Raw genomic sequence first — 22,522 nt, forward strand, 5'->3', positions numbered from 1 at the left:
ACTATTTGCTCTCTTTTTCTTGATTAAAATCTAAATTAAACTCTATTTCAATAATATTATCTTTTTTAATCATATTAATAGGATAATTAATATTTATTGAATAAAGTTCTTCATTTAAATTCTCAACTAAAGTAAAAAATTCTTTTGGCTCTTTTACCAAAATATTTATTATGTAGCTATACTGTAAAAACTCTTTTTTCTGCTCACCAATATATCTAATAATTGCATTTTCAGGTAAAAATATTTTTAGTTGTTCTAAAACTCTTTCATTTGACATTAACTCATCATTTAAATACTCTTTATCAAATGCTTTATAATTTGTATTAAAATTTTTAAAATCTTTTGCTAAAACTAATGCTTTAAAATCTTGTTTCTTTCCTTTTTCTACACTTTCAACTTTAACATTTTCAAATATAGAAATAAGTAATGGTCTCATTAAAGCTAAATTTTCTTCATCTTTAGAAAACAACTCCATCTCAAGATTATTTTTATTTAATCTAAAACTATTTATCGATATACCATCAGCTATTGTATTAAATACTGCTTTTATCTCTTTTTCAATTTTATCATTTAAATTTACATGATCTGGAAGAGCTAGTGAATTGTTAGTAGCTACAAATTCTTCTTGTTTTGTAGGGGTAAATCTCTCTTTTAAAGCATCAATATCAAGTAATGTATAGAATTTATATAATCCGGCCATTAAAACAGCTAAGAAAATTACAAAATAAACATATTTAAAGTCTCTTTTTTTTCTTTTCTTTCTAGGTTCAATAAAACTTTTTTGATTTCTAGTATCTTTAGCTAGCTCAAAAATTTCTTCATCAATTTGAATAGGGATATAATCAACTTTTAAAAAAAGTTCATTTGAAAGTTTCTCAATATCACTATGTTCTAGTTGTTTTTGTGTATATAATAATGTTACTTTTTCTATAAATGTATTTTTATGACTAGAATAAAATTCGCTCAATCCATTTTGAATTATTGAATTTAATTCAAAATAATAAATTTCGTTAAATAACTTTTGTGCTTCTAAGTCATCATCATAAAAATGTGTACCTTTTACAGATTGGAAAGTTGGTAAATCAACAATTTTATTGTCTACAATAATTCCACTACTATTTAGAATAAGAATGTATGCTTTATCATTATAAATAAGTGATAAAAATTCACTTTTACATATATTTTTTTCAACATATAGATTCATTACATGAAAAGCAGAATATATAAAATCTATTCCTGTCTTTACAAAAAAGTTTTTCGTTTCAAAAAGTGTCGTTTTTAAAACAGCAATATCATACTCTAAATTAAATTTTGCAATCTCACAATCTTTAATTTTAGATGAAAGTTCTTTTGGTACTAGAGATGTTGTATCACTTAAAAGTATTGTTGAAATATAAGTAAAATCTGTTTCTTCTTGAGAACTATTTAATTTTTGTGCTATATCTGCAGGTAAAATATCATCTTTACAGATAAAATTAGAATTATTAGTCTCTAAAATCAAATTATTACTAAATTTTCTATACTCCATTTTTAATTGAGTATCACTTTTTAAAACATTTATATATAAAGACTCTTTTTTAAACATTTTTCCTACTTCATTGTATGAACTAACATTTTTTCTTTAATTAAAGCTTTCGCTTCTTCAAGTTCCATTCCATCAACACTAAAAGGTTCACTAATATAAAAATCTATTTTTCCAAAAGGTTTTGGAAGTACAAATTTATCCCAAGAATTAAATTGCCAATATCTAGTTGGTATAGTATTAAAACAAACTATTTTTTTTCCACTCTTTTGTGCAATTATAACTATTCCATCTGCAATACTATGTCTTGGACCTCTTGGTCCATCTGGACTTATTGCAACATCATTACCTAACTTTAATTCTTTTAAAGCTGATAACATAACTTTGGCAGCTCCTTTAGAACTAGAACCTCTAATTGCCCAAATTCTAAACATAGCGGCTAGTTTTGTAATAGTTTCACCATCTCTATTTTCACTAACCATAGCTTTTACAACACCATTTTTTCTAAAACCAAAATAATTATAAATCTGAGAAATTAAATCACCATGCCACATACAAACAATAAAAGGCTCTTTATCGTCATGAGCTGGATGATGATATACTTTTTTATTTGTAAAATATATAAATTTTACAATAAAGTATAAAAAATATGGTGCGATATCTTTTTTAAATTTCTTCCACATTATTTTACAATTTCACCTTTTAATGATGTTCTTGTAGCACTTGTTATTTTTACATCTACAAATTTTCCAAGAAGTTCATCACTACCTTTTGTAAATACTAAAAAATAATTATCTGTGTATCCACTCACTTCACCATTTGGCTTTAAACTTTCAATTAAAACATTTACAGTTTTTCCAATCATTAAAGGCATACTATCTTCTAAATATCTTTTATGAAGTTCTATTAACTCTTCTAGTCTTGCACTTCCAGTTTCATCATCAATTTCCTGATCTTTAAGCTCTAGTGCTTTTGTTCCAGGTCTTGGAGAATATTTAAAGTTAAAAATTTGATCAAATTTTACTTGTCTTACAACATCTAAAGTATCTTCAAAATCTTCTCTTGTTTCTCCAGGGAATGCAACAATTATATCAGTTGTTATTCTTAAATCTGGAATCAAACTTCTAAGCTTTTCTGCTCTATTTAAAAACCATTCTTTTGTATATCCTCTTTTCATAGCTTTTAAAATAGCTGTTGAACCACTTTGAAGAGGCATATGAATACATTTAGAGATTTTTGGATTTTTTGCAAATTCTTCAATAAACACATCATCCATGTGTAATGGATGTGGAGATGTAAATCTTATTCTTTTAAGTCCTTCGATTTTTGATACATCTTGAAGTAATTTTGTAAAACTATACTTCTCTCTTTTATCACTAAATCTTTTTCCATAAGAGTTTACATTTTGTCCTAAAAGCGCAACTTCAACAGCACCATTATCAACTGCTTTTTGTATCTGAGATACAATCATTTCAGGCGGAATAGATATTTCATCTCCTCTAGTACTAGGAACTATACAATAAGTACACTCTTTATCACATCCAACAGAAATATTAACACTAGTTCTAAAGTTATTATTTTTTGCTATTGCAAATTCATATTGAGAATCATCATTTGAAATCGAAACTTCAACTGAACCTTTTATATCCACAACATCTTTTATTTTTGAAATATTTCTAGCACCTAAAACAAAATCAACATAAGGTGCTCTTTTTATAATATCTTGTCCTAAATGCGAAGCTGTACATCCACAAACTCCAATTTTAGCGCCCTCTTTTTTCTTTTTATTAAATTGACCAATTTCTGAAAAAAGTTTTTGTACAGGTCTTTCTCTTACAGAACAAGTATTAATAATAATTAAATCAGCATCTTCAATATTTTGAGTAGGAGTATAACCTTTATGTTTTTCCAACTCAGCTTGAATATGCTTACTATCAGTGTCATTCATTTGACACCCTAATGTTTGTATAAATAGTTTTTTACTCATAACTTTGTAACACTTAAATTTTAAAGTGCATGAACCTCATACATATATTCATCATCAGCTAAACCATATTTAATTTCTCTAAAATATACGTTAAAACCTTCTTTTTCTAAAGCATCAACCAATGCCATCATATCTTTATGAGAATTATCTCTATCAAAGTAGAAGATTTTTTGCTTATCTCTTGCTAACTCCTCTTTAATTTTATCTAATTGAGCCTTTTTTGGCTTTTCATTTAACTCTTTTCTTGCAAATAATAATTCCATTTATTAAACCTTTTTTTTGATAATTAGTCATACATTTTATTTAAAAATTGCTTTAATTTCTATAAAAGGCTATTTTCGATAAAATCCCCTTCTACGCTTACATTGAAAATCACATTTTACATTTCAATGTCACAAAAACTAAGGATAATCATGGATAAAATAATAGATATTTTAGATTCAATTGCCTACGAAAAAGGTTTAAAAATTGATGATGTTGAAAATGCATTGAAAGAAGCTTTAATTAAAACTGCTCAAAAAATGGTAGACCATACTTTAATTTTTGATGCAAAAATAGATAGAGCAAATAAAAAATTGGTTCTTCTTCAAAAAATAGAAGTTATTGCTGATGAAGATAGAAGACTTTTTGGTGATGCAAAAGATGAAGAAGGAAATATAATTAATAGTGAAAATTATATTAGTATAGATGCTGCTAAAGATATAAATTCAGATTTAGAAATTGGAGATTTTTTAAGTTATGAATTAGAATTTGAAAATATGGGGAGAAATGCAGCAACAATTCTTTCAAGTAATTTTGAATTTAGATTACAAAGATTTGTAGAAGAAAATATTCTTTCAAAATACAAAGAAAAAATTGGCAAAATCGTATCTGGTGTTGTATCTAGAGTTGATAAAAATGAAAGCACTTTTATTGAAATTGGAGAGATAAAAGGTGTTTTATTAAGAAAAAATAGAATTAAAGGTGAAAAATTTAAAGTTGGAGATACTTTAAAAGCTGTTGTTAAAGGTGTAAATATTGATAAAAATCTAGGTCTTATTATAGAATTATCAAGAACTAGCCCAAAATTCTTAGAAAATCTTTTAGCTTTAGAAGTACCTGAATTAAAAGATGAGAAAATTAAAATTGAAGCTAGTGCTAGAATTCCAGGAACTAGATCAAAAATTGCCCTATCAACAACAAGTGAGCAAATAGATCCTATTGGTGCAATTGTTGGTGTAAAAGGAGTAAGAATAAATGCTGTTTCTGCTCAACTAAGCAAAGAAAGTATAGATTGTGTTGAATACTCAACTATTCCTGAAATATTTGTTGCTAGATCATTAAGTCCTGCTTTAGTAAACAGTGTTAAAATAGACGCTGAGCCAAAAAATGGCGAAAAAGGAAAAGCTGTTGTTACAATAAGCAGTGATCAAAAATCTAAAGCAATTGGAAAAGATGGATTAAATATAAGATTAGCATCGATGCTTACTAAATATGAAATTGAACTTGTTGAAATTGCATCAAATTCTCAAGGTATTTCTTCTTTAGATAAAAACAACAACGAATCTGAAGAAAAAACAACTGATACATCAAGCCTTGAAGCCTTATTCAAATAATATGAAAAATATATATTTTTATGACTCATCAAAAAAAGCAAAGGTAGAATTTCTACCTTTAAAAGAGGGTATTGTAAAAATTTATGTTTGTGGACCAACAGTTTACGATAATTCTCATTTAGGACATGCAAGAAGTGCAATAGCTTTTGATTTACTTCATAGAGTTTTAAAAGCAAATGGATATGAAGTTATTTTTGCAAAAAATTTTACAGATATTGATGATAAGATAATTAAGAAAATGAATGAAACTGGTAAATCTTTAGATGAAATCACAAATTTTTATATAAATAATTATAAAAATGATATGACTTCTTTAAATATTCTTCCAAATACTTTTGAACCAAAAGCTACAGAAAACTTAAATGCTATGCAAGAAATGATAGAAGATTTACTTAAAAAAGACATTGCATACAAAACTACTGATAGTGTATATTTTGATGTATCAAAAGATAACTTATATGGAACACTATCAAATCAAGCAAGTGATGATAAGTCAATATCTAGAGTTGAAACTAATAATGAAAAAAGAAATAGTTCTGATTTTGCTCTTTGGAAATTTGAGAAAACAAATGATGTCTCTTATATCTCAAGTTTTGGAAAAGGAAGACCAGGTTGGCATATAGAATGTAGTGCCATGATTAAAAAACATTTGGCATATACAGATGAAGCTTTTCAAATAGATATTCACTGTGGAGGAGCTGATTTACTATTTCCTCACCATGAAAATGAAGCTAGTCAAACTAGATGCTCATCTGGTCAAAATCTAGCAAAATATTGGATGCATAATGGATTTGTAAATATAAATGGTGAAAAAATGAGTAAATCTCTTGGAAACTCATTTTTTCTAAAAGATGTTCTAAAATCATACAGCGGAGAAGTTGTAAGATTCTATTTACTTAGCTCTTCATATAGAGCAGATATTAGTTTTAATGAAGAAGATTTATTAGTATCGAAAAAGAGACTTGATAAACTTTATAGAGTAAAAAAAAGAGTTTATGGTGTTTCTAGTTCATTGACAAATGAAAAATTTAGATCTTCTATTCTTGAAGCTTTAAATGATGATTTAAATACATCTTTAGCATTATCTATTATTGACGATTTTATAAATACTTCAAATGATAATCTAGATAAAAACCCAAAAGATAAAAATTTAAAACAAGAAATTGTTACTAATATAGAGTTTATTCAATCTATTTTAGGTTTTGGCGGAAATGATGCATATTCTTATTTTCAATTTGGTATTGATGAAAACAATAAACTAAAAATTGAAAAACTTATTGAACAAAGAACTGAAGCTAAAAAAAATAAAGATTTTACAAAAGCTGATAGTATTAGAGATGAATTAACAGCTATGAATATTTCAATTATGGATACACCAACAGGTGTTGTTTGGGAAAAACTATAAAAGCTAAATATAAAAAAAGGGACTAGAAAAAAACTTCTAGCCCCTTTTCAAATTCTTTTATAAATTAATTATAAAAATGTTCTTGCGTATGCAGTATCAGAAACATTTTGAGTATCAACAACATATGGAACTAAAGCCATGTGTCTTGCTCTTTTTATTGCTTTTTCTACCATTTCTTGAGCATTTTTAGAATTTCCAGTAAGTCTTCTAGGCATAATTTTACCTCTTTCACTCATAGAAATTTTTAATAACTCAGTGTTTTTATAATCAATGAAATCAACTTTCATTTCAGTATATTTACAAGATTTTTTTCCGTATTTTCTTCTTTCTGCCATTTTTTATCCTTTTTTCTAGAACGGTATTTCATCGTCTTCAATATCGATTTCAGGTACTCTTTGCTCAAACTTTTGCTTTTGAGGACTAGCAGCACCACCAAAATTATCATAAGAATTTTGATTGTTATATTGATTTTGTGGAATTTGGTTGTAGTTTTGGTTATATGACCCCTGATTAGAGTTATAACTACCACCCTCACTTGAAGATTTAGAATCTAACATTTTCATCTCTTCTACTCTTAATGAGTGTCTGTTTCTTGTAGTTCCATCTTGCGCTGTCCACTGTTCAAAAACAAGTCTTCCTTCTACTAAAACTTTAGAACCTTTTTTTAGGTATTGATTAGCAATTTCAGCTGATCTTCCAAAAAAGTTAATATCTAAAAAGCAAACTTCTTCTTTCTGTTCACCAGCTTGTGATTTATACTTATACGAAGTAGCAATAGCACTTTTAGAAACTGCTGTTCCAGAAGGTAAATATCTTAACTCGATATCTCTTGTTAAGTTTCCAACCATAATTACTTTATTATACATATTAAGGTCCCTTTATTTTTAACTATTTAGAAGCTTTTTTTGCTGCCTCATCACTCATTTTTGTCCAAGAAGTAATCTCTTTTTTAGATTCAAATTTAATAAATATAAATCTAATTAATTCTTCATTATTTCTGTAATTTCTTTCAATTTCTGCAATCGCAGCAGCTGGAGCTCTGAAATATATTACATAGTAATAACCTCTTTTTTGCTTTTCGATTTCGTAAGCTAACTCTTTAATACCGATATTATCTGTTGAAACAATTTCTGCACCATTTTTTTCAAAAAGTGCTTTAATTCCTTCTAACTGTGCTACAGTTTCTTCTTCAGTTAATGTAGGCTTTAAGATAAACATTGTTTCGTAATGTTTTAATTTTGACATTTATTCTCCTTATAGATTGTGCCGATTTTTCTTTACATTTCCCATTTCATCAGCAAGGATTTATTTTTTGTAAAGTTTCGGATTTTATCTAAATAAAACTGTAAATTTTCTTAGACTTGCTTGTAAATACAAATTTATATTATCTATTTTCCCAATTTTAAGTTCTAGTTCTAGATTTAAAAGATACTCCAAAATATCTTCAAAATCCTTTGGCTTCCTATTTATTGCTAATTTTGATTTTTTTTCCCAAATATTTTTTGGAGGAATATATCCTAAAATCTCTTTTGGGTTTGCTTGTCCAAAACTTCTAGCATAAGAACTAATCATAAATAACTGTTGAACAAAAGATGTAATTTGATTTAAAATAAAAATTTCATTTGTTCCTTCTTCTAAAATTCCATTTAAATCTTCACTTATATCTTTTCCACTTAGCAAATCATGTAAAAAATCTTCAAAATTTACACTAGCCATACCAAAACAGTTTGAATCAACCATATTTATATTAACTAATTCATCTAAAACAGCTAATTTTTTGAGATCATTTACGCAAAGTGCCAAATCTGTTTTATGCATAAAATATAGATGGCTTAAAGCATTTAGTTCATATTTCATTCCTAAATTCTTTGCTTCAAACTCTAAAAAATTAATAGCTTCATTATCACTTGGCTGAAAAAACCTTACAAATGCAGAGTTTGTTTTTTCTGAAAAACTACTCTCCATAGTTTTAAAATCTGCATCACCTAAGCAAGCAATTATAAGCCTGCTATTTGGATTTGTATTACAAGCTTCAACTAAAGAATCTAACTCTTTTTTAGGAATTTTTTTATCTATTTTTATAAGCAATACATTACTATTTGAAAACAATGAAGATTGAAGAAGCTTATTTTTAGCATCTTTAAAATCATACTCATCAAAATATAACTTTTCAATATCATCACCTTGTGCTAATACTTTAGCAATATCCAAGGCATATCTTTCAATTAAATATATACTTTGTCCATAAAACATATATGATTTGTAAATTTTATTTTGCCTAAGGCAATTATCGAATTCATTTTTATACATAAGAAAATAATATCCTAAGTTTACTTTCAATATAATTTTTTAATTTAACAATAAAGGGGTTATTATGTATAAAATTGTTCTACCAATTTTAGGTTTTGAGGGGTCTTCAAATGTTTCTATTGAGAAAATTGATGAATTTTTCTCATTTTTAGTTTTAGAAGATAAAACTAAGATAACTATTGTAAACATTAATGTTTTAAACAAAGTAAATTTTGATTTCGAAATAGATGAAAAAGCTCTTTCTGCGTTAAAAATCAAATCTAAAGAAGATTTCGATACTTATTTTGTTGTTGTATCTCAAGATCCAATTGAGTACTCGATTGTAAACTTAGTTTCTCCAATTTTCATTAATGAAAAAGAAAAATTAATTGGTCAATATGTAACAAATGAAAAGGTAGAGCCTTTCCTTGCTACAATAGACAAGTGCGCTACACTAAAATAGCAACTATTAGCTTCGTAGCTAAACAACAAGAAACTATTTTCACTCTATGTTTTGAAAATAGTTTCTGCCCTTTATAATTTTCAATTACTAGCTTAAGCCCTATAACTTTATCATAACATACAGCTTTGGCTTTTTCTGTATCCACTATTTTTACTTTAATTTCGTTTCCTATATTTGCTTTAGCCCATCTTGCATATTTTCTATCTTCAAAATCCCATACTAATTTATCTATTTTTCTCTCTTGATCTGAAATATGTGTACATATATCATCTAAATCCTTTGGTAATTTTTTACTTTTTAAAATACGATGTAATACTAAATCTGAATATCTTCTAATCGGACTTGTAAAATGAGAATAAGATTTAAATCCTAATCCAAAATGTCCTAAATTTTTTGAACTATATTTTGCTTGAGTCAAACTTTGAATAATAAGCTCATCAACTTCATCTCTTAACAATAACTTACTTGCTTCTTCTTGTATATGAGTAATTGTTTGATGAACATTATCTTTTATCTTTGCTTTTACTCCTAAAACATTAACATCATCAACTAATTTAGATAAAGCTTTAAAATCAGGTTCTTCATGGATTCTAAATATACCCAAAGCTCCAACTTTCTTGCTAGCTTCAATATTTGCTAAAAGCATACACTCTTCTATTAGTTGGTGAGAAGCTGTTGATTTTTCTACTTCAATATTTTCAAGTAAATCATTTTTTAATTTTAATCTATTCTCTGCTGTTCTAAAATCATAACCATTTTTCAGTCTACTATCTCTAAAGTTTTTTGTAATTTTATATAGTGGTATTAAATAATCAAAAATAGTTTTTTCAACATCATTATATAAATCAAGCTTTCCATCCAAAACTCTATCTATTCTTCCATAAGAAAAATTTCTATGATTTTTTATAATTCCTGAAAACAATTCACTACTTTCAACTTTTAACTTTTTTAAATCCAATTTCAATTTAAAAACATATGCATATCTATCTTGTCCCTCTTTTAGTGAACACAAATTTTCACTCAAAACAGATGGAAGCATAGGTAAAGTTCTACTTGGTAAATATATCGTTGATGATTTTTTAAATGCTAATTTATCTAAATCACTCCCTTCTTTTACAAAATATGACACATCAGCAATTGCTACATACAATAAATTATTGATTTCATCAAAATATATTGCATCATCATGATCTTTTGCACTATTTGGATCTATTGTACAAAATGCTAAATCTCTCAAATCAATTCTATTACTACTATCTTCTTTAAACTCTTCTACTTCAACTTTTTCTGTATTTCGATATAACTCTTCATACATATACAAACTTATAAATTCATCTATATTTGGTTCATTTAAATTACCAATAAATTTAATTTCATTGAACTCTTTATTATCTATTAACAAAACATCTTCATTTTTATACTTTTTTGTATTTTTACTTTTTAACTCAATATTTTCTTTCAATGTAAAAAAAGAACCATCTTTTACATATACTAATATTTCAGCTTTTTTTCCTTCTATTACTTTTATAATCTTTGCTTTTATTTTACTTCTTGGATTAAAAACTCTTTTTGCTAAAACTAAATCATTATTAAACGCTCCATTTAAAGCATCTAGTTCTAGTTTAATATTTTTTATTGGGGTTACTAAATCTTCCAAGATAGCAAAATTCTTATCAATTTTTAAAATTCCAATTTTATATTTTGAATTTATTTCATAATTCTCACCATTTTTTATAATAACATCATCTTTTATGTAGTCATCAATAAGCTCTTTTTCTTGATTTGAAAATTTAAACTCTTGTTCTGAAATTTTTTTGAATAACTCTTTTAACAATTTTTATCCTTTTATTTACCTTATTATATAGTTTTTCTTTTAAATCTAATATTTAGTTTGATTTTTGTATAATCTTCATAAATTTTTAAAAAAATAGAGGGTAGAAAAGATGGCTATAAATGTATTCTATGACAAAGATTGTAATATAGAGTTAATAAAATCAAAAAAAGTTGCAATGATTGGATTTGGTTCACAAGGGCATGCTCACGCTGAAAACTTAAGAGATTCTGGAGTTGAAATTGTTGTTGGATTAAGACAAGGTGGATCTTCTTGGAAAAAAGCTGAAGCAAAAGGATTTAAAGTATTAACAGTTGCTGAAGCTACAAAAATTGCTGATGTAGTAATGATATTATTACCAGATGAAAATCAAGCTGAAATCTATGAAAAAGAGATTAAGCCAAATTTAAAAGCTGGTGCTTACTTAGCGTTTGGACACGGTTTCAACATTCACTATAAAAGAATTATTCCAAGCTCAAATATGAACATTATGATGATTGCTCCAAAAGCTCCAGGACATACTGTAAGAAGTGAGTTCGTAAAAGGTGGAGGAATTCCAGATTTAATCGCAGTTCACCAAGATGCATCTGGTGATACAAAACAAGTTGCTTTAGCATATGCTAGTGCAATTGGTGGAGGAAGAACAGGAATTATTGAAACAACTTTCAAAGATGAAACTGAAACTGACTTATTTGGTGAGCAAGCTGTTCTTTGTGGAGGAGCAACTGCTTTAGTTCAAGCTGGATTTGAAGTATTAACTGAAGCTGGTTATGAACCTGAAATGGCTTATTTTGAATGTTTACATGAGTTAAAATTAATCGTTGACTTAATGTATGAGGGTGGAATTGCTGATATGAGATACTCTATTTCTAATACAGCTGAGTATGGAGATTATGTATCTGGTCCTAGAGTTATCAATGATGAGTCAAAAAAAGCTATGAGACAAATCTTAAAAGAGATTCAAAATGGAGTATTTGCTAAAGATTTCATCTTAGAAGGTCAAGCAGGATACCCAAGAATGAACGCAGAAAGAGCAAATACAAGAGCTTCTTTACTTGAGCAAACAGGTGTTAAATTAAGAAATATGATGCCATGGATTGCTTCTAAAAAAATAGTAAACCAAGAAACTAACTAATATATTTTAAGGAATTTTTTCCTTAAAATATAATCTTCCTTATATGGCAAAAAAAAGATCAAAACTAAAAACTAGAGTACGTCAGACTAAAAGAAAACTATCAAGAAAAAAATTATCAAAACTATTTTTACTACTGGTAGCATCTATAATATTTGTATCAATTGGTTCATATTTTATATTTTTAAATGATAATAAAATTGAACAATCATCTGTACCAATAAAAGAAATTGAATACTCTCACAAACAAAATGAGAATTTAAATGAAAAAAAGATTTTTGACGAATTAAAAATCTTTGAAGATAAAAAAACTGAAGAAAATCCAACTAAAACTCCTGAAACAGGAAAAGAAGAACATTTTGAAGAAACAAACTTTGAACTAGAGAAAAGTTATATTGAAGAAAACAAAGAAAATATAAATGAAAAAATTGTTCAAAAAATCGAAGAAATAAAAAAAATCAACGATGAAAAAATTATAAAAGATGAAAAAACTAAAGTAGAAGAAAAAAAAGAATTAACAGTCAAAGATAAAGAGAGTTTAACTAAAAAAGAACCTAAATATGATGATAAATCTATAATAACTTCAAAAGATAAATTTATTCATGATCCAAAAAATAAACCAAAACTTGTAATAATCATTGATGATGTAAGTACTCAAAAACAAAAAGAGAGCATCTTAAATATTGGTTATCCGATTACTATGGCTTTCTTGCCACCAACAAGTAAAAATAAAAATTCTGCCCAAATTGCAAAAGATGTTCCATTTCATATGATACATTTTCCTTTACAAGCTTCTAATGCATTTAAAGGTCCAGAAATTGGTACATTAACTATAAATGATTCATATGAACAAATCGAAGCAAGAGTTAAACAACTTAGAGAGTGGTATCCAAATGCAAAATATACAAATAATCATACAGGATCTATATTTACTGAAAATGATGAAGCAATGAGTAAATTATATAAAGCTTTAGCAAAATATAATTTTATTTTTGTAGATAGTAGAACTAGTCCAAAATCTGTTGCAAAAAAATATTCTGTAAAACACAATATGCCTTACATTGTAAGAAATACATTTTTAGATAATACTAAAGATTTTAACTCTATTCAAAATCAGTTAAAAGATGCTATAAGAATAGCTAAAAAACAAGGTTATGCAATAGCTATTGGTCATCCTTATGATATTACATTTAAAGTTTTAAAAGAATCAAAACATCTTCTAAAAGAAGTTGAACCTGTACTTTTAAATAAGCTTCCATATTTATAAAAAATAGATATAATAATAAAATTTATTATATCTAGGATTTTTACAAAGACTTATAATAATTTATTAATCATGGGTTCATTTGGAGCTAGTTGTGTATTACTTTTTGGTTTTCCAAAAAGTCCATTTTCACAACCAAGGAATGTCATATTAGGTCATTTTATATCATCGCTAACAGGACTATTTTTCTTAAATTTTATTGGAGATAATTATATAAGTATGGCATTAACTTTAGCAACTGCAATATCACTTATGATAGCAACAAGAACAGTTCATCCACCAGCAGGATCTAATCCAATTATAATATTTTTATTAGGTTCATCATGGGATTATTTAATATTTCCAACATTAATAGGTTCAATAATTTTAGTTGTTGTTAGTTTGTTTTACAATAACTTACACAAAAATAGAAGTTATCCTGAATATTGGTTTTGAGTTAAAAGAACTATAAAATTATTATAGTTCTTTTTTATTTTAGTATCTTAATTGATAAGTTATATCACCAGCTCCAACACCTAAAAATATTCCTTCATCATAAGTTTTAATAATTTTATCATCTTTTATAAGTTCAATTTTTCCTTTGTATGAAACAATTCTGTCAGCAAAAATTGGATTATATGAAGCAAACTCTTTTTCAAAATCGATATCTATTTTTTTCTCACCAGCTACAGTCCACAAAGGAAGAATAATTAACTCATCACATCTTCTAAAACATTTTTTAAAACCTTCGAGATTATCACTAGTTCTACTATACTTATGAGGTTGCCATAGAACTATTCTGTTATTAAAATTTGTAAGATTATCATATAGCTCAATAGATTTCATTGTAGCTTCAATCTCTGTTGGATGATGTGCATAATCATCAATTACAACAAATTTTTCATTTGCTTGAACGATATCAAATCTCTTTTTAATACCTTTATAGTTTAAAAGATTTTTTCTGATAGTCTCAATATCAAGCTCATTTAAAGCAGCAAGTATTGCTAAAGAAGCATTTAATACTATATGAAAACCAAATCCCCAAACTTCAAAAGTACCATAATCTTTTAAATCAAATTTTGTACAAGGTTGCCCATCTTTTAGAGTGTAACAAAGATTTTTTATATCTTTACTTGGATATAAAAGTGTAGCATCCTCAAATTTTAATTTAGCAATATCTTTATCTTCAGCATTTAAAACTCTTTTTTTTGCCAAAGAGATAAATCTTTCATAGGATTCGTAAAATTTATCATAATCATAATGATAATATTCCATATGCTCAGGTTCAGCATTTGTAACTATTGCACAATAAGGATTTGATAATAAAAATGATGCATCACTTTCATCTGCTTCAAAAGCAACAACGTCATTTACATATCTAAAATTTGAACCAAACTCTTTTGAAATTGCACCAATTAATGCACTACTTTGTAAGATTGTTGCTAAAATTGCAGTTGTTGTCGATTTTCCATGAGCACCGGCTACACAATAGTTTTTCTTATCACCTAAAATTATAGGTAATGCCTCTTTTCTTGAAAGAGTTCTTATTTGTTTAAGCCTAGCTTCTATTAATTCTGGATTTTCATCTGTCACTGCCGCTGAATAAATTACCAATTCTAAATCATCAGTTATATTTGTTGCTTCTTGAGGACAAGATACTTTTATTCCCTCTTTTTCCAACTCTTTTGTAATTGGAGAACTTTTCATATCACTACCACTAACATTATGTCCATCAAAATTTAAAAATCTAGCTAAGGCCGAAAGCCCAATTCCACCAATACCAATAAAATGAACTCTCACTATTTTCTCTCCATTATTAAATGCTGTAATTTTTTATACTCTTCTTCTAAAATATTTTGATTCTCTTTTAAAAATAATACTATTTCAAAATTAAAATTTGTCAAAAAATAACCGTATTTTTCATCATCATTAATAGCTTCAATATCAACAAACCCGTCATAAAATTCATCAAAATTTAACTCTTTGTTTAAAAAAACAATCATACAATCTATAGAATTCTTTAAAGTATCATCTTCAATAATATTAGCAATTACAAATAAAAGTTCTTTCGCTCCTGCAAAATTTTCATTTGTCCATTTTTCAATTGCATGTTCATATAAAGCTCTTATATAAAAAATATTAGGCTCACTTAAATCTAATTTTTCATTTTTATTTAATAATTTTTCAACACTTAAAAATGCCAATTTTAAAATTTCATCGTATAAAGAGTTTATTTTCTCTTCATCTAAATCAAGAACTAACATAGAATCAAGTGTTTCATACATAAGTTCAATATTTTTTGATTTTATAGAGTTTAATCTAGCCTCTTCTAAATATTTCAAGAAATCAGGATTCTTTCTTGCCTCATTTAACTCTTCATTTGTCATTATTTTCCTTTATTGTTCATCAGATACTGGTATTAATATTTGGTTAAATCTATCTATATCAAAAGATACTAAATCACTATTTGTGTAAAAGAACTTTATAAAAAATCTCTTTCTAAACATTTTCTCTTTTAAAGGTAAAATTTGTAAAATTTCTTTTTGTTTTCTAAGCTCTCTAATTGGATTTTCACTACCTTGAATAATCTCAAGCTTCTCATTAAATATCTTTGCTAAACTCTCAAAATGATCAAGTAACCTTACTTGATTATCTTTTTCTCCAATAGGATCAAAATCAAATATTTTTGTTTTAACTTTAAGTTGAGATGCAACATCAAAAACTATTGGAGATATTTGTTCATAATTTCCACTATCATTTAAAACAACTCCAACATTTTTTACAGCTCTTAAACTCTCTTTTCCAAATTTAAATATAGGGATTTTTAGATCAAAAATAACATCTTTTATTGCTTCTTTATTTTTAAACATAGGAAGTGTAAGCATTAATAAACCAATATTATATTTTCTTGAATCTTCTTTTATTATCTCTTTAAATCCTTTATTTGCATAATCAATTTGTAAAATAATAGTCGGAAAATGTCTTACTTCATCTTTAATAATATCCATTATATGAACAGTTGTAGGTCTTGTTATTTTAATGATGAGAAGTGAGTTTTTCAACTTATTGTTTAAAAACTTAGCTTCTGCAAGAGCTTTTTTTACACTTTTTTCACTTTCTAAATAAAGGTCTAAATACAAGTAAATTTTACTCCCAAAAGGCATAGGGAATTGACCTTGAGTTTTACCTATAACATTGTATATATTCATTAAAACAGTAGGTTTCCCAATAACCAAAATCAAATCGTTTGGTTTTAAAACTAATGTTGGTTTTAAATCAAGCATTTTTTGATTTCTATAAATACCAAAAATTCTCCACTGTTTTTGTTCTATTGAAGCAATTGAACGGTAAGCATAAGAACTTCCAAAAGGAATTCTTATCTCCATAATTTCACCTTGTTTTAAACCAATATTTTGAGCTAAAACTGGAACATTAGGTAATCTTTCAACCATTCCATTTGCTAAAACTTCAATCCCTTTATATATATTTAAAAATGGATCATTTAACTTTATTCCCCAATAATCCAAAATTGTTATTTGAAGATTTTTTTTATATTCTCTTATATTTTTTATAACACTCAACATCTCATCTTTTGAATTAAGAGCCATTAAAACTTCACTATGTATATTTTTTCCTAATACCATAGCTAATTTTGAATTTGATGTTGGATCAAACTTATAAAAAGTAAAATTTGAAGGTTTTTGAACTGGTAAAATCACATCATTTAAGTAAACAACATCATAGTTATTGTCACCTGTATTTGACTCAACTATTCTTTGTAATAACTTCTTTGCAACGATACCATCAAGTATAATTAATATTTTTTTCATGGCCAAAATTATATCTTAAAAAGTTTAATAGTAGATTTTGGGTACTATATATTTTATTTTAAAAAGGTTTATAAAATTTATGGAATTTAAAATTGACGCAACTTCAAAAGGCGCTAGGGCTTGTACTATAAAAACAGCTCATAGCACTATACTAACACCTGTTTTTATGCCAGTTGGTACACAAGGAACTGTAAAAGCTCTTGATGCTAATGACATGTTAGAAATGGGAGCAAAAATTATACTTGGGAATACATATCACTTATATTTAAGACCTGGTAGTAAACTAATAAAAAAGTTTGGAGGTCTTCATGGTTTTTCAAAATTCCCAAACTCTTTTTTGACAGATAGTGGAGGATTTCAAGCATTTTCACTAAGCGATAATAGTAAACCAGATGAAAATGGAATTATGTTTAAATCGCATATTGATGGAAGTCGTCACTACTTTACACCAAAAAGTGTTTTAGATACTCAATATGACTTAAATAGTGATATTATGATGATTTTGGATGATTTAGTTGCTCTTCCTAATACAAAAGAAAGAATTGCAAAATCAATAGAAAGAACTACAAAATGGGCCAAAGAAGCAATAGAATATCATATGGAACAAAAAGCTAAAGGTATTGGTACAAAACAAAATATTTTTGCAATTATTCAAGGCGGTACAGATAAAGAATTTAGAAAAATGAGTGCTGAACAATTATGTGCATTAACTGATTATGATGGTTTTGCTATTGGAGGTTTAAGTGTTGGTGAACCAAATCAAGATATGTATGATACAGTTGAGTGGACAACTCAATTTATGCCAAAAGATAAACCAAGATATTTAATGGGCGTTGGAACTCCTGAGGATTTAATAGAAAATATTGAACGTGGAGTTGATATGTTTGATTGTGTAATGCCTACAAGAAATGCAAGAAATGGAACACTATTTACAAGCTTTGGAAGATTAAATATCAAAAAAGCCGAATTTAAAGAAGATGCTTCTGCTATTGATGAGAATTGCGAATGTTATACATGTAAAAATTTTACAAGAGCTTATTTAAACCATCTTCTTAGAGCTGGTGAAATAACATATTTTAGACTAGCTTCAATTCACAATATTCACTACTATTTAGATTTGATGAGACAAGCAAGACAAGCTATTTTAAATGATAATTGGGTTGAGTTTAAAAAAGAGTTTTATACAAAAAGAGGCAAATAAACTTTTTTTTGATAGAATAAAAGAATAAAAAATTAATACAAATTTAGAATAAGGAAAAAAATGAGTACAGTTGACGATAAATTACTAGCAAAATTAGAAAAACTTTCAAGTCTAAGAATAGAAGATAATGACAAAGAAAAAATTAAAAGTGATCTTTCACAAATGCTTGAATTTGTTAATAACTTAAATGAGGTTGATGTTTCAAATGTTGAAGCAACTTTTAGCACTATTAGTGGTGGAACTCCTTTTAGAGAAGATGTTGCAGTTCAAAATAAAGAGATTTCAGACTCTATTTTAAAAAATGCACCAAAAGGTGAAGATAGCTACTTTGTAGTTCCAAAAATTATTGAGTAAAAAATGATTATAGTATATGGAATAAAAACTTGTGGCAGTGTGCGAAATGCTTTGAAATTTTTCAAAGACCACAATATTGAAGTTGAATTTTTCGATTTTAAACAAAAATCACCAACACCTGAGCAAATAAAAGACTGGACAAAGAAAAGTGATATAAATGTTCTTTTTAATAATAAAGGAACAAAATATAAAACCTTGAATTTAAAAGAACTAAATTTAGATGAAAATGGAAAATATGAGTGGCTTTGTAAAGAACCTCTTTTATTTAAAAGACCTGTAATTGAGTTTGATGATAAATTAATTGTTGCTTGGAATGAAGAAGAGTATAAAAAAGTTTTTCTATAAAAGTACTATCTAAAAACTATTTTAGTATTTAAAGCTAAAATTTATAAGCTATACTAAAATAGTGTCCAAATCCTGTTGAGTCTGTTTTTTTACCATTTAAAATCTCATTGTCTTTCCATTGAGTCATATTTTTATAAGCTTTTAGTCCATAACCTATAAGCCATGATTTATTATGTAAATATAGTCCTAAATATGATTGTAAAGAGTCACTTGTTCTATATTGTCTTTCAAAAGAATTTTCATCAAGATCACTTCCAAACTCATAATCTAAATAACCTTGAAACGAAATAAATCTACTATCTGTAAAAAAATAAAGAGGTTTAAACCAGTTAATATGAGCTACATATCCATCGAAAGTATGTTCATTACTAGCTCCATAATTCTCATCTATATATCTTGTATAAAAATTAACTCCACTAGTTCCTAGCCAAGGAATATCTATATCACTTCCAATACCCATCCACAATACGTTTAAACCTTTTCCATTTGGTTCATCAGCATAATAATAATCAAAAGCTAAATATAACTCTTTTAAAGCTTTATATGAAAAATCTTTGTTAAATAAATAATCCAAAGATATTCTAGGTTCTATATCCACAAAATAGTTATTACTTCCATGCTTATCACTACTTTTACTATTTAAAATATCTATAAAATCTACATATCCATATAAATCAAGCCATTCATACCTTCCGCCAAATTCAACTTCAAGATATGTATCATCAAATTTAAAAGGTCCACCTCTTTGGTTTACACCCTTCATCAAAATAACATTTGCCCATTGTTTATTTTCTATTGTAGATATATCTTTTGCAAAAAGTTCTATATTAAAAAAAGAGAAAAATAGTAAATTTAAAAGTAATACGATAAATAAAAATTTTTTCATGGTAAATCAAAAATAAAGAGTTTTAACTCTTTATTTTCTAGCTTCTTTCAGAGTTTCTGCTATCATAAATGATAACTCAAGCGCTTGATCAGCATTTAACCTTGGATCACATTGCGTGTGATATCTACTTGCTAAACCATCTTGAGTAATGGCTGCTGATTTACTTCCTGTACATTCTGTTACATTTTGTCCAGTCATTTCAAGATGAATTCCACCTGCATATGATCCTTGAGCTTTATGAATTTGAAAGAACTGTTTTACTTCTCCTAAAATTGCTTCGAAATCTCTAGTTTTATATCCATTATCTGCTTTTATAGTATTTCCATGCATTGGATCACTTGACCATAAAACTTTTTTACCCTCTTTTTCAACTCTTGCTAGAAGTTTTGGGAAAAACTCAGCAATCTTTTCATTACCCATTCTAACTATTAAATTTAATCTTCCAGCTTCATTTTCAGGATTTAGTGTATCAATTAATTTAATTAATTCATCTTCTTTCATAGATGGACCAACTTTACAACCAATTGGATTTTTTATTCCTCTGAAATACTCAATATGAGCACCATCTAAATCTCTTGTTCTATCTCCAATCCAAAGCATATGAGCAGAACAGTTAAACCAATCACCTGTTATTGAATCTCTTCTTGTAAGTGCTTCTTCATAATTTAATAAAAGTGCTTCATGTGAAGTAAATAATGTTGTTTGATTAAGTTGTGGCGTATTTTCACTAGTAATTCCACAAGATTTCATAAATGTTAAACTTTGAGATATTTTATCTACTAGTTCTTCATATTTTGCACCCAAAGTATTATCTCTTACAAATCCTAAATTCCAGTGGTGTATTTGATTTAAATCAGCCATTCCACCTCTTGCAAATGCTCTTAAAAGATTCATTGTAGCAGCACTTTGGTTATATGCTTTTAGAAGTTTTTTTGCTTTTGGTTCTCTTGCATCAGTATTAAAATCCATATCATTTATGATATCTCCTCTATACGATGGTAAAGATATACCATTTATATCTTCAAAATCTGCACTTCTTGGTTTTGCAAATTGTCCAGCAACACGACCAACTTTCACAACGGGACAACCTCCTGAGAAAGTAAGCACAACAGCCATTTGCATAATTACTTTAAATAAATCTTTTATATTTTGTGCATTAAAAGAACTAAAACTTTCAGCACAATCCCCACCTTGAAGTAGAAAAGCTTTACCATTTACAACATCAGCTAGCTGTTTTTTTAAGTTTAGGGCTTCTCCTGCAAAAATTAAAGGAGGATAACTAGCTAACTCTTTTTCAACATTTTTTAAAATATTTAAATCATTATATGTTGGTTGTTGTTTTATTGGAAAATCTCTCCAACTACTTGGGCTCCAGTTTTTCATTTCTACACCTTTTATGTTTTTATTATTGGAAAAATTTTATCCAATATATCTTAAATCAAAATTAATGTTTTAATTTTGATAATAATTCTTTAAATGATACTTTAAATGCTTCTAATCCATCTGTTAAAAGCTTTTCATAAACTTCATTCATGCTAATTCCATTTTGCTCAAGGAGAGTAAAGTATTTATTACACTCATCTTCACTCATAATAGAACTTTGATCTTTTTTCCCATCTCTTAACCAATCTTCAATAGTTCCAAGAGGGGTTGTGTTTATAGAGTTTGGATAAATTAAATTATCTACATAATAAGATGGGCTTAATTCATTACCTTTTACACCAGTACTTGCAAAAAGTGTTCTGATATTTGCATTTCCTAACTTATTTACTTCATGATAACATTTTGTAGCATTTACAATTCCTAATTTAGAAGTTTGTAACATTTTTGAACCTAATGTAGTATCCATTAATCTATCAAATCTTGAAACAAAAATAGATACAACACCTTTTGTATCTTTGTTTGAATCTTTAATTCCCTCATCTAAAGCCATTGCACATTTTTTTGCTTGTTCTGGTGAGAAAATTAAAGTTGCATTTATATGAATTCCTCTTGAACTAAGTTCTCTCATAGCAATATATCCAGCATTTGTAGCAGGAATTTTTATCATTACATTGTCAGCATTTAAACTTTTGTAAATTCTAAGTCCTTCTTCAATAGTTCCAGCTGCATCATCACAAAGCATAGGGTCAACTTCAATTGATATAAATCCATCATTTGAATCTATTTTATGAAGAGATTCTAAAAGAGTTGCTGCTCTTTTGATATCTGTTAATGCTAATTCTTCATAAATTCTTTTTTGGTCATTTGCTTGTAACATATCAAGTTGTTGTTTATAAGCAACAGAACCTGTAATTGAAGCCTCAAAAATAGCTGGATTTGATGTAGCACCTTTAATAGTTCCATCATTAATAATTTCTTGAAATCTATTTTCTAAAAAATCTCTCTCTATAAAATCACACCAAATTGAATAATTTATATCTTCAAATAATCCCATAA

General features: G+C 27.0%; 24 protein-coding genes. 9 read left to right on the top strand and 15 right to left on the bottom strand.

All coding sequences use genetic code 11. The annotated features are described in order from the left end of the window. Position 1 precedes the first annotated feature (1 nt). The 4 genes from ACBT_RS10020 to ACBT_RS10035 are packed head-to-tail and all read right to left on the bottom strand — an operon-like array spanning position 2 to position 3,772. Positions 2-1,585 (bottom strand): hypothetical protein, encoded by a 1,584-nt coding sequence (locus ACBT_RS10020; protein WP_024774563.1) that lies wholly within the window; start codon positions 1,583-1,585, stop codon positions 2-4. Between the two features lie 5 nt (positions 1,586-1,590). Then, on the bottom strand, positions 1,591-2,205 hold the full coding sequence (locus ACBT_RS10025; RefSeq protein ID WP_024774562.1) for a lysophospholipid acyltransferase family protein: 615 nt from the start codon (positions 2,203-2,205) through the stop codon (positions 1,591-1,593). Then, positions 2,205-3,509, bottom strand: a complete 1,305-nt coding sequence (gene miaB, locus ACBT_RS10030; protein WP_024774561.1) for a tRNA (N6-isopentenyl adenosine(37)-C2)-methylthiotransferase MiaB — start codon at positions 3,507-3,509, stop codon at positions 2,205-2,207. Before miaB ends, ACBT_RS10025 begins: the two co-directional genes overlap by 1 nt. A 20-nt stretch (positions 3,510-3,529) precedes the next feature. Continuing rightward, positions 3,530-3,772 carry an HP0268 family nuclease gene (locus tag ACBT_RS10035; RefSeq protein ID WP_024774560.1) on the bottom strand — a complete coding sequence of 81 codons (243 nt, stop codon included), beginning with the start codon at positions 3,770-3,772 and terminating at the stop codon, positions 3,530-3,532. 150 nt (positions 3,773-3,922) lie between these two features. Here ACBT_RS10035 and nusA point away from each other — a divergent pair, with 150 nt between their 5' ends. Both nusA and cysS read left to right on the top strand, forming a co-directional pair. Beyond that, positions 3,923-5,104, top strand: coding sequence for a transcription termination factor NusA (nusA, locus tag ACBT_RS10040; RefSeq protein ID WP_024774559.1), 1,182 nt, complete (start codon positions 3,923-3,925; stop codon positions 5,102-5,104). Positions 5,105-5,114: 10 nt separating this feature from the next. Then, entirely contained in the window at positions 5,115-6,509 is a 1,395-nt protein-coding gene (gene cysS / locus ACBT_RS10045; protein ID WP_024774558.1) for a cysteine--tRNA ligase, read from the top strand. Positions 6,510-6,577: 68 nt separating this feature from the next. Here cysS and rpsR read toward each other — a convergent pair whose 3' ends face one another. From rpsR to holA, 4 genes are all read right to left on the bottom strand, one after another. Beyond that, a complete protein-coding gene (gene rpsR, locus ACBT_RS10050; protein WP_024774557.1) occupies positions 6,578-6,844 on the bottom strand; it encodes a 30S ribosomal protein S18 in 267 nt (88 codons plus the stop codon). Between the two features lie 15 nt (positions 6,845-6,859). Beyond that, positions 6,860-7,375, bottom strand: coding sequence for a single-stranded DNA-binding protein (locus ACBT_RS10055; protein ID WP_024774556.1), 516 nt, complete (start codon positions 7,373-7,375; stop codon positions 6,860-6,862). A gap of 22 nt (positions 7,376-7,397) precedes the next feature. Further along, positions 7,398-7,754: a 30S ribosomal protein S6 gene (gene rpsF / locus ACBT_RS10060; RefSeq protein WP_024774555.1), complete on the bottom strand. Its 357-nt coding sequence runs from the start codon at positions 7,752-7,754 to the stop codon at positions 7,398-7,400. An 84-nt stretch (positions 7,755-7,838) separates the two neighbouring features. After that, a complete protein-coding gene (gene holA, locus ACBT_RS10065; protein WP_024774554.1) occupies positions 7,839-8,819 on the bottom strand; it encodes a DNA polymerase III subunit delta in 981 nt (326 codons plus the stop codon). A gap of 64 nt (positions 8,820-8,883) precedes the next feature. Between holA and fliW the strand changes: the two genes are divergently transcribed. Further along, entirely contained in the window at positions 8,884-9,261 is a 378-nt protein-coding gene (gene fliW, locus ACBT_RS10070; protein WP_024774553.1) for a flagellar assembly protein FliW, read from the top strand. On the opposite strand, the gene ACBT_RS10075 is transcribed toward fliW, so the two are convergent. Then, positions 9,248-11,095 (bottom strand): RNB domain-containing ribonuclease, encoded by a 1,848-nt coding sequence (locus tag ACBT_RS10075; protein ID WP_024774552.1) that lies wholly within the window; start codon positions 11,093-11,095, stop codon positions 9,248-9,250. The two genes, fliW and ACBT_RS10075, sit on opposite strands and share 14 nt — an antisense overlap. A gap of 109 nt (positions 11,096-11,204) precedes the next feature. On the opposite strand from ACBT_RS10075, the gene ilvC reads away from it, so the two are divergent. Genes ilvC through ACBT_RS10090 form a run of 3 tightly spaced genes read left to right on the top strand, consistent with a single transcriptional unit; the run spans position 11,205 to position 13,923 of the window. After that, complete coding sequence (gene ilvC, locus ACBT_RS10080) at positions 11,205-12,227, top strand: ketol-acid reductoisomerase (RefSeq protein WP_024774551.1); 1,023 nt, start codon at positions 11,205-11,207, stop codon at positions 12,225-12,227. Positions 12,228-12,270: 43 nt separating this feature from the next. After that, positions 12,271-13,491 (top strand): divergent polysaccharide deacetylase family protein, encoded by a 1,221-nt coding sequence (locus ACBT_RS10085; RefSeq protein WP_024774550.1) that lies wholly within the window; start codon positions 12,271-12,273, stop codon positions 13,489-13,491. A gap of 36 nt (positions 13,492-13,527) precedes the next feature. Then, positions 13,528-13,923 carry an HPP family protein gene (locus tag ACBT_RS10090; RefSeq protein ID WP_456057510.1) on the top strand — a complete coding sequence of 132 codons (396 nt, stop codon included), beginning with the start codon at positions 13,528-13,530 and terminating at the stop codon, positions 13,921-13,923. A gap of 39 nt (positions 13,924-13,962) precedes the next feature. On the opposite strand, the gene murC is transcribed toward ACBT_RS10090, so the two are convergent. The 3 genes from murC to ACBT_RS10105 are packed head-to-tail and all read right to left on the bottom strand — an operon-like array spanning position 13,963 to position 17,297. After that, positions 13,963-15,267 carry a UDP-N-acetylmuramate--L-alanine ligase gene (gene murC, locus ACBT_RS10095; RefSeq protein ID WP_024774548.1) on the bottom strand — a complete coding sequence of 435 codons (1,305 nt, stop codon included), beginning with the start codon at positions 15,265-15,267 and terminating at the stop codon, positions 13,963-13,965. After that, complete coding sequence (locus ACBT_RS10100) at positions 15,267-15,854, bottom strand: hypothetical protein (protein ID WP_024774547.1); 588 nt, start codon at positions 15,852-15,854, stop codon at positions 15,267-15,269. Before ACBT_RS10100 ends, murC begins: the two co-directional genes overlap by 1 nt. A 9-nt stretch (positions 15,855-15,863) precedes the next feature. After that, positions 15,864-17,297, bottom strand: coding sequence for a COG3400 family protein (locus ACBT_RS10105; protein WP_228130278.1), 1,434 nt, complete (start codon positions 17,295-17,297; stop codon positions 15,864-15,866). A gap of 79 nt (positions 17,298-17,376) precedes the next feature. Between ACBT_RS10105 and tgt the strand changes: the two genes are divergently transcribed. The 3 genes from tgt to ACBT_RS10120 are packed head-to-tail and all read left to right on the top strand — an operon-like array spanning position 17,377 to position 19,197. Then, on the top strand, positions 17,377-18,498 hold the full coding sequence (gene tgt / locus ACBT_RS10110) for a tRNA guanosine(34) transglycosylase Tgt (protein ID WP_024774545.1): 1,122 nt from the start codon (positions 17,377-17,379) through the stop codon (positions 18,496-18,498). Positions 18,499-18,558: 60 nt separating this feature from the next. Beyond that, entirely contained in the window at positions 18,559-18,852 is a 294-nt protein-coding gene (gene gatC / locus ACBT_RS10115; RefSeq protein WP_024774544.1) for an Asp-tRNA(Asn)/Glu-tRNA(Gln) amidotransferase subunit GatC, read from the top strand. Between the two features lie 3 nt (positions 18,853-18,855). Further along, on the top strand, positions 18,856-19,197 hold the full coding sequence (locus ACBT_RS10120; protein WP_024774543.1) for an arsenate reductase family protein: 342 nt from the start codon (positions 18,856-18,858) through the stop codon (positions 19,195-19,197). Between the two features lie 34 nt (positions 19,198-19,231). On the opposite strand, the gene ACBT_RS10125 is transcribed toward ACBT_RS10120, so the two are convergent. From ACBT_RS10125 to ACBT_RS10135, 3 genes are all read right to left on the bottom strand, one after another. Beyond that, positions 19,232-20,083: a nucleoside-specific channel-forming Tsx family protein gene (locus ACBT_RS10125; protein ID WP_024774542.1), complete on the bottom strand. Its 852-nt coding sequence runs from the start codon at positions 20,081-20,083 to the stop codon at positions 19,232-19,234. Positions 20,084-20,113: 30 nt separating this feature from the next. Then, positions 20,114-21,466, bottom strand: coding sequence for a class II 3-deoxy-7-phosphoheptulonate synthase (locus ACBT_RS10130; protein WP_024774541.1), 1,353 nt, complete (start codon positions 21,464-21,466; stop codon positions 20,114-20,116). Positions 21,467-21,527: 61 nt separating this feature from the next. Beyond that, complete coding sequence (locus tag ACBT_RS10135) at positions 21,528-22,520, bottom strand: transaldolase (protein WP_024774540.1); 993 nt, start codon at positions 22,518-22,520, stop codon at positions 21,528-21,530. Positions 22,521-22,522 lie beyond the last annotated feature (2 nt).

It is taken from the genome of Aliarcobacter cibarius (assembly GCF_013372265.1).
Lineage (GTDB): Bacteria > Campylobacterota > Campylobacteria > Campylobacterales > Arcobacteraceae > Aliarcobacter > Aliarcobacter cibarius.

What these genes read in the sequence shown, in the direction of transcription:
- ACBT_RS10120 (WP_024774543.1), top strand. Translation starts at nt 18,856, where the DNA reads ATGATTATAGTATATGGAATAAAAACTTGTGGCAGTGTGCGAAATGCT.
- fliW (WP_024774553.1), top strand. Translation starts at nt 8,884, where the DNA reads ATGTATAAAATTGTTCTACCAATTTTAGGTTTTGAGGGGTCTTCAAAT.
- ACBT_RS10105 (WP_228130278.1), bottom strand. Translation starts at nt 17,297, where the DNA reads ATGAAAAAAATATTAATTATACTTGATGGTATCGTTGCAAAGAAGTTA.
- ACBT_RS10125 (WP_024774542.1), bottom strand. Translation starts at nt 20,083, where the DNA reads ATGAAAAAATTTTTATTTATCGTATTACTTTTAAATTTACTATTTTTC.
- ACBT_RS10085 (WP_024774550.1), top strand. Translation starts at nt 12,271, where the DNA reads ATGGCAAAAAAAAGATCAAAACTAAAAACTAGAGTACGTCAGACTAAA.
- ACBT_RS10135 (WP_024774540.1), bottom strand. Translation starts at nt 22,520, where the DNA reads ATGGGATTATTTGAAGATATAAATTATTCAATTTGGTGTGATTTTATA.
- ACBT_RS10130 (WP_024774541.1), bottom strand. Translation starts at nt 21,466, where the DNA reads ATGAAAAACTGGAGCCCAAGTAGTTGGAGAGATTTTCCAATAAAACAA.
- ACBT_RS10055 (WP_024774556.1), bottom strand. Translation starts at nt 7,375, where the DNA reads ATGTATAATAAAGTAATTATGGTTGGAAACTTAACAAGAGATATCGAG.
- ACBT_RS10025 (WP_024774562.1), bottom strand. Translation starts at nt 2,205, where the DNA reads ATGTGGAAGAAATTTAAAAAAGATATCGCACCATATTTTTTATACTTT.
- nusA (WP_024774559.1), top strand. Translation starts at nt 3,923, where the DNA reads ATGGATAAAATAATAGATATTTTAGATTCAATTGCCTACGAAAAAGGT.
- rpsF (WP_024774555.1), bottom strand. Translation starts at nt 7,754, where the DNA reads ATGTCAAAATTAAAACATTACGAAACAATGTTTATCTTAAAGCCTACA.
- tgt (WP_024774545.1), top strand. Translation starts at nt 17,377, where the DNA reads ATGGAATTTAAAATTGACGCAACTTCAAAAGGCGCTAGGGCTTGTACT.
- ACBT_RS10035 (WP_024774560.1), bottom strand. Translation starts at nt 3,772, where the DNA reads ATGGAATTATTATTTGCAAGAAAAGAGTTAAATGAAAAGCCAAAAAAG.
- miaB (WP_024774561.1), bottom strand. Translation starts at nt 3,509, where the DNA reads ATGAGTAAAAAACTATTTATACAAACATTAGGGTGTCAAATGAATGAC.
- ilvC (WP_024774551.1), top strand. Translation starts at nt 11,205, where the DNA reads ATGGCTATAAATGTATTCTATGACAAAGATTGTAATATAGAGTTAATA.
- rpsR (WP_024774557.1), bottom strand. Translation starts at nt 6,844, where the DNA reads ATGGCAGAAAGAAGAAAATACGGAAAAAAATCTTGTAAATATACTGAA.
- holA (WP_024774554.1), bottom strand. Translation starts at nt 8,819, where the DNA reads ATGTATAAAAATGAATTCGATAATTGCCTTAGGCAAAATAAAATTTAC.
- gatC (WP_024774544.1), top strand. Translation starts at nt 18,559, where the DNA reads ATGAGTACAGTTGACGATAAATTACTAGCAAAATTAGAAAAACTTTCA.
- ACBT_RS10020 (WP_024774563.1), bottom strand. Translation starts at nt 1,585, where the DNA reads ATGTTTAAAAAAGAGTCTTTATATATAAATGTTTTAAAAAGTGATACT.
- ACBT_RS10100 (WP_024774547.1), bottom strand. Translation starts at nt 15,854, where the DNA reads ATGACAAATGAAGAGTTAAATGAGGCAAGAAAGAATCCTGATTTCTTG.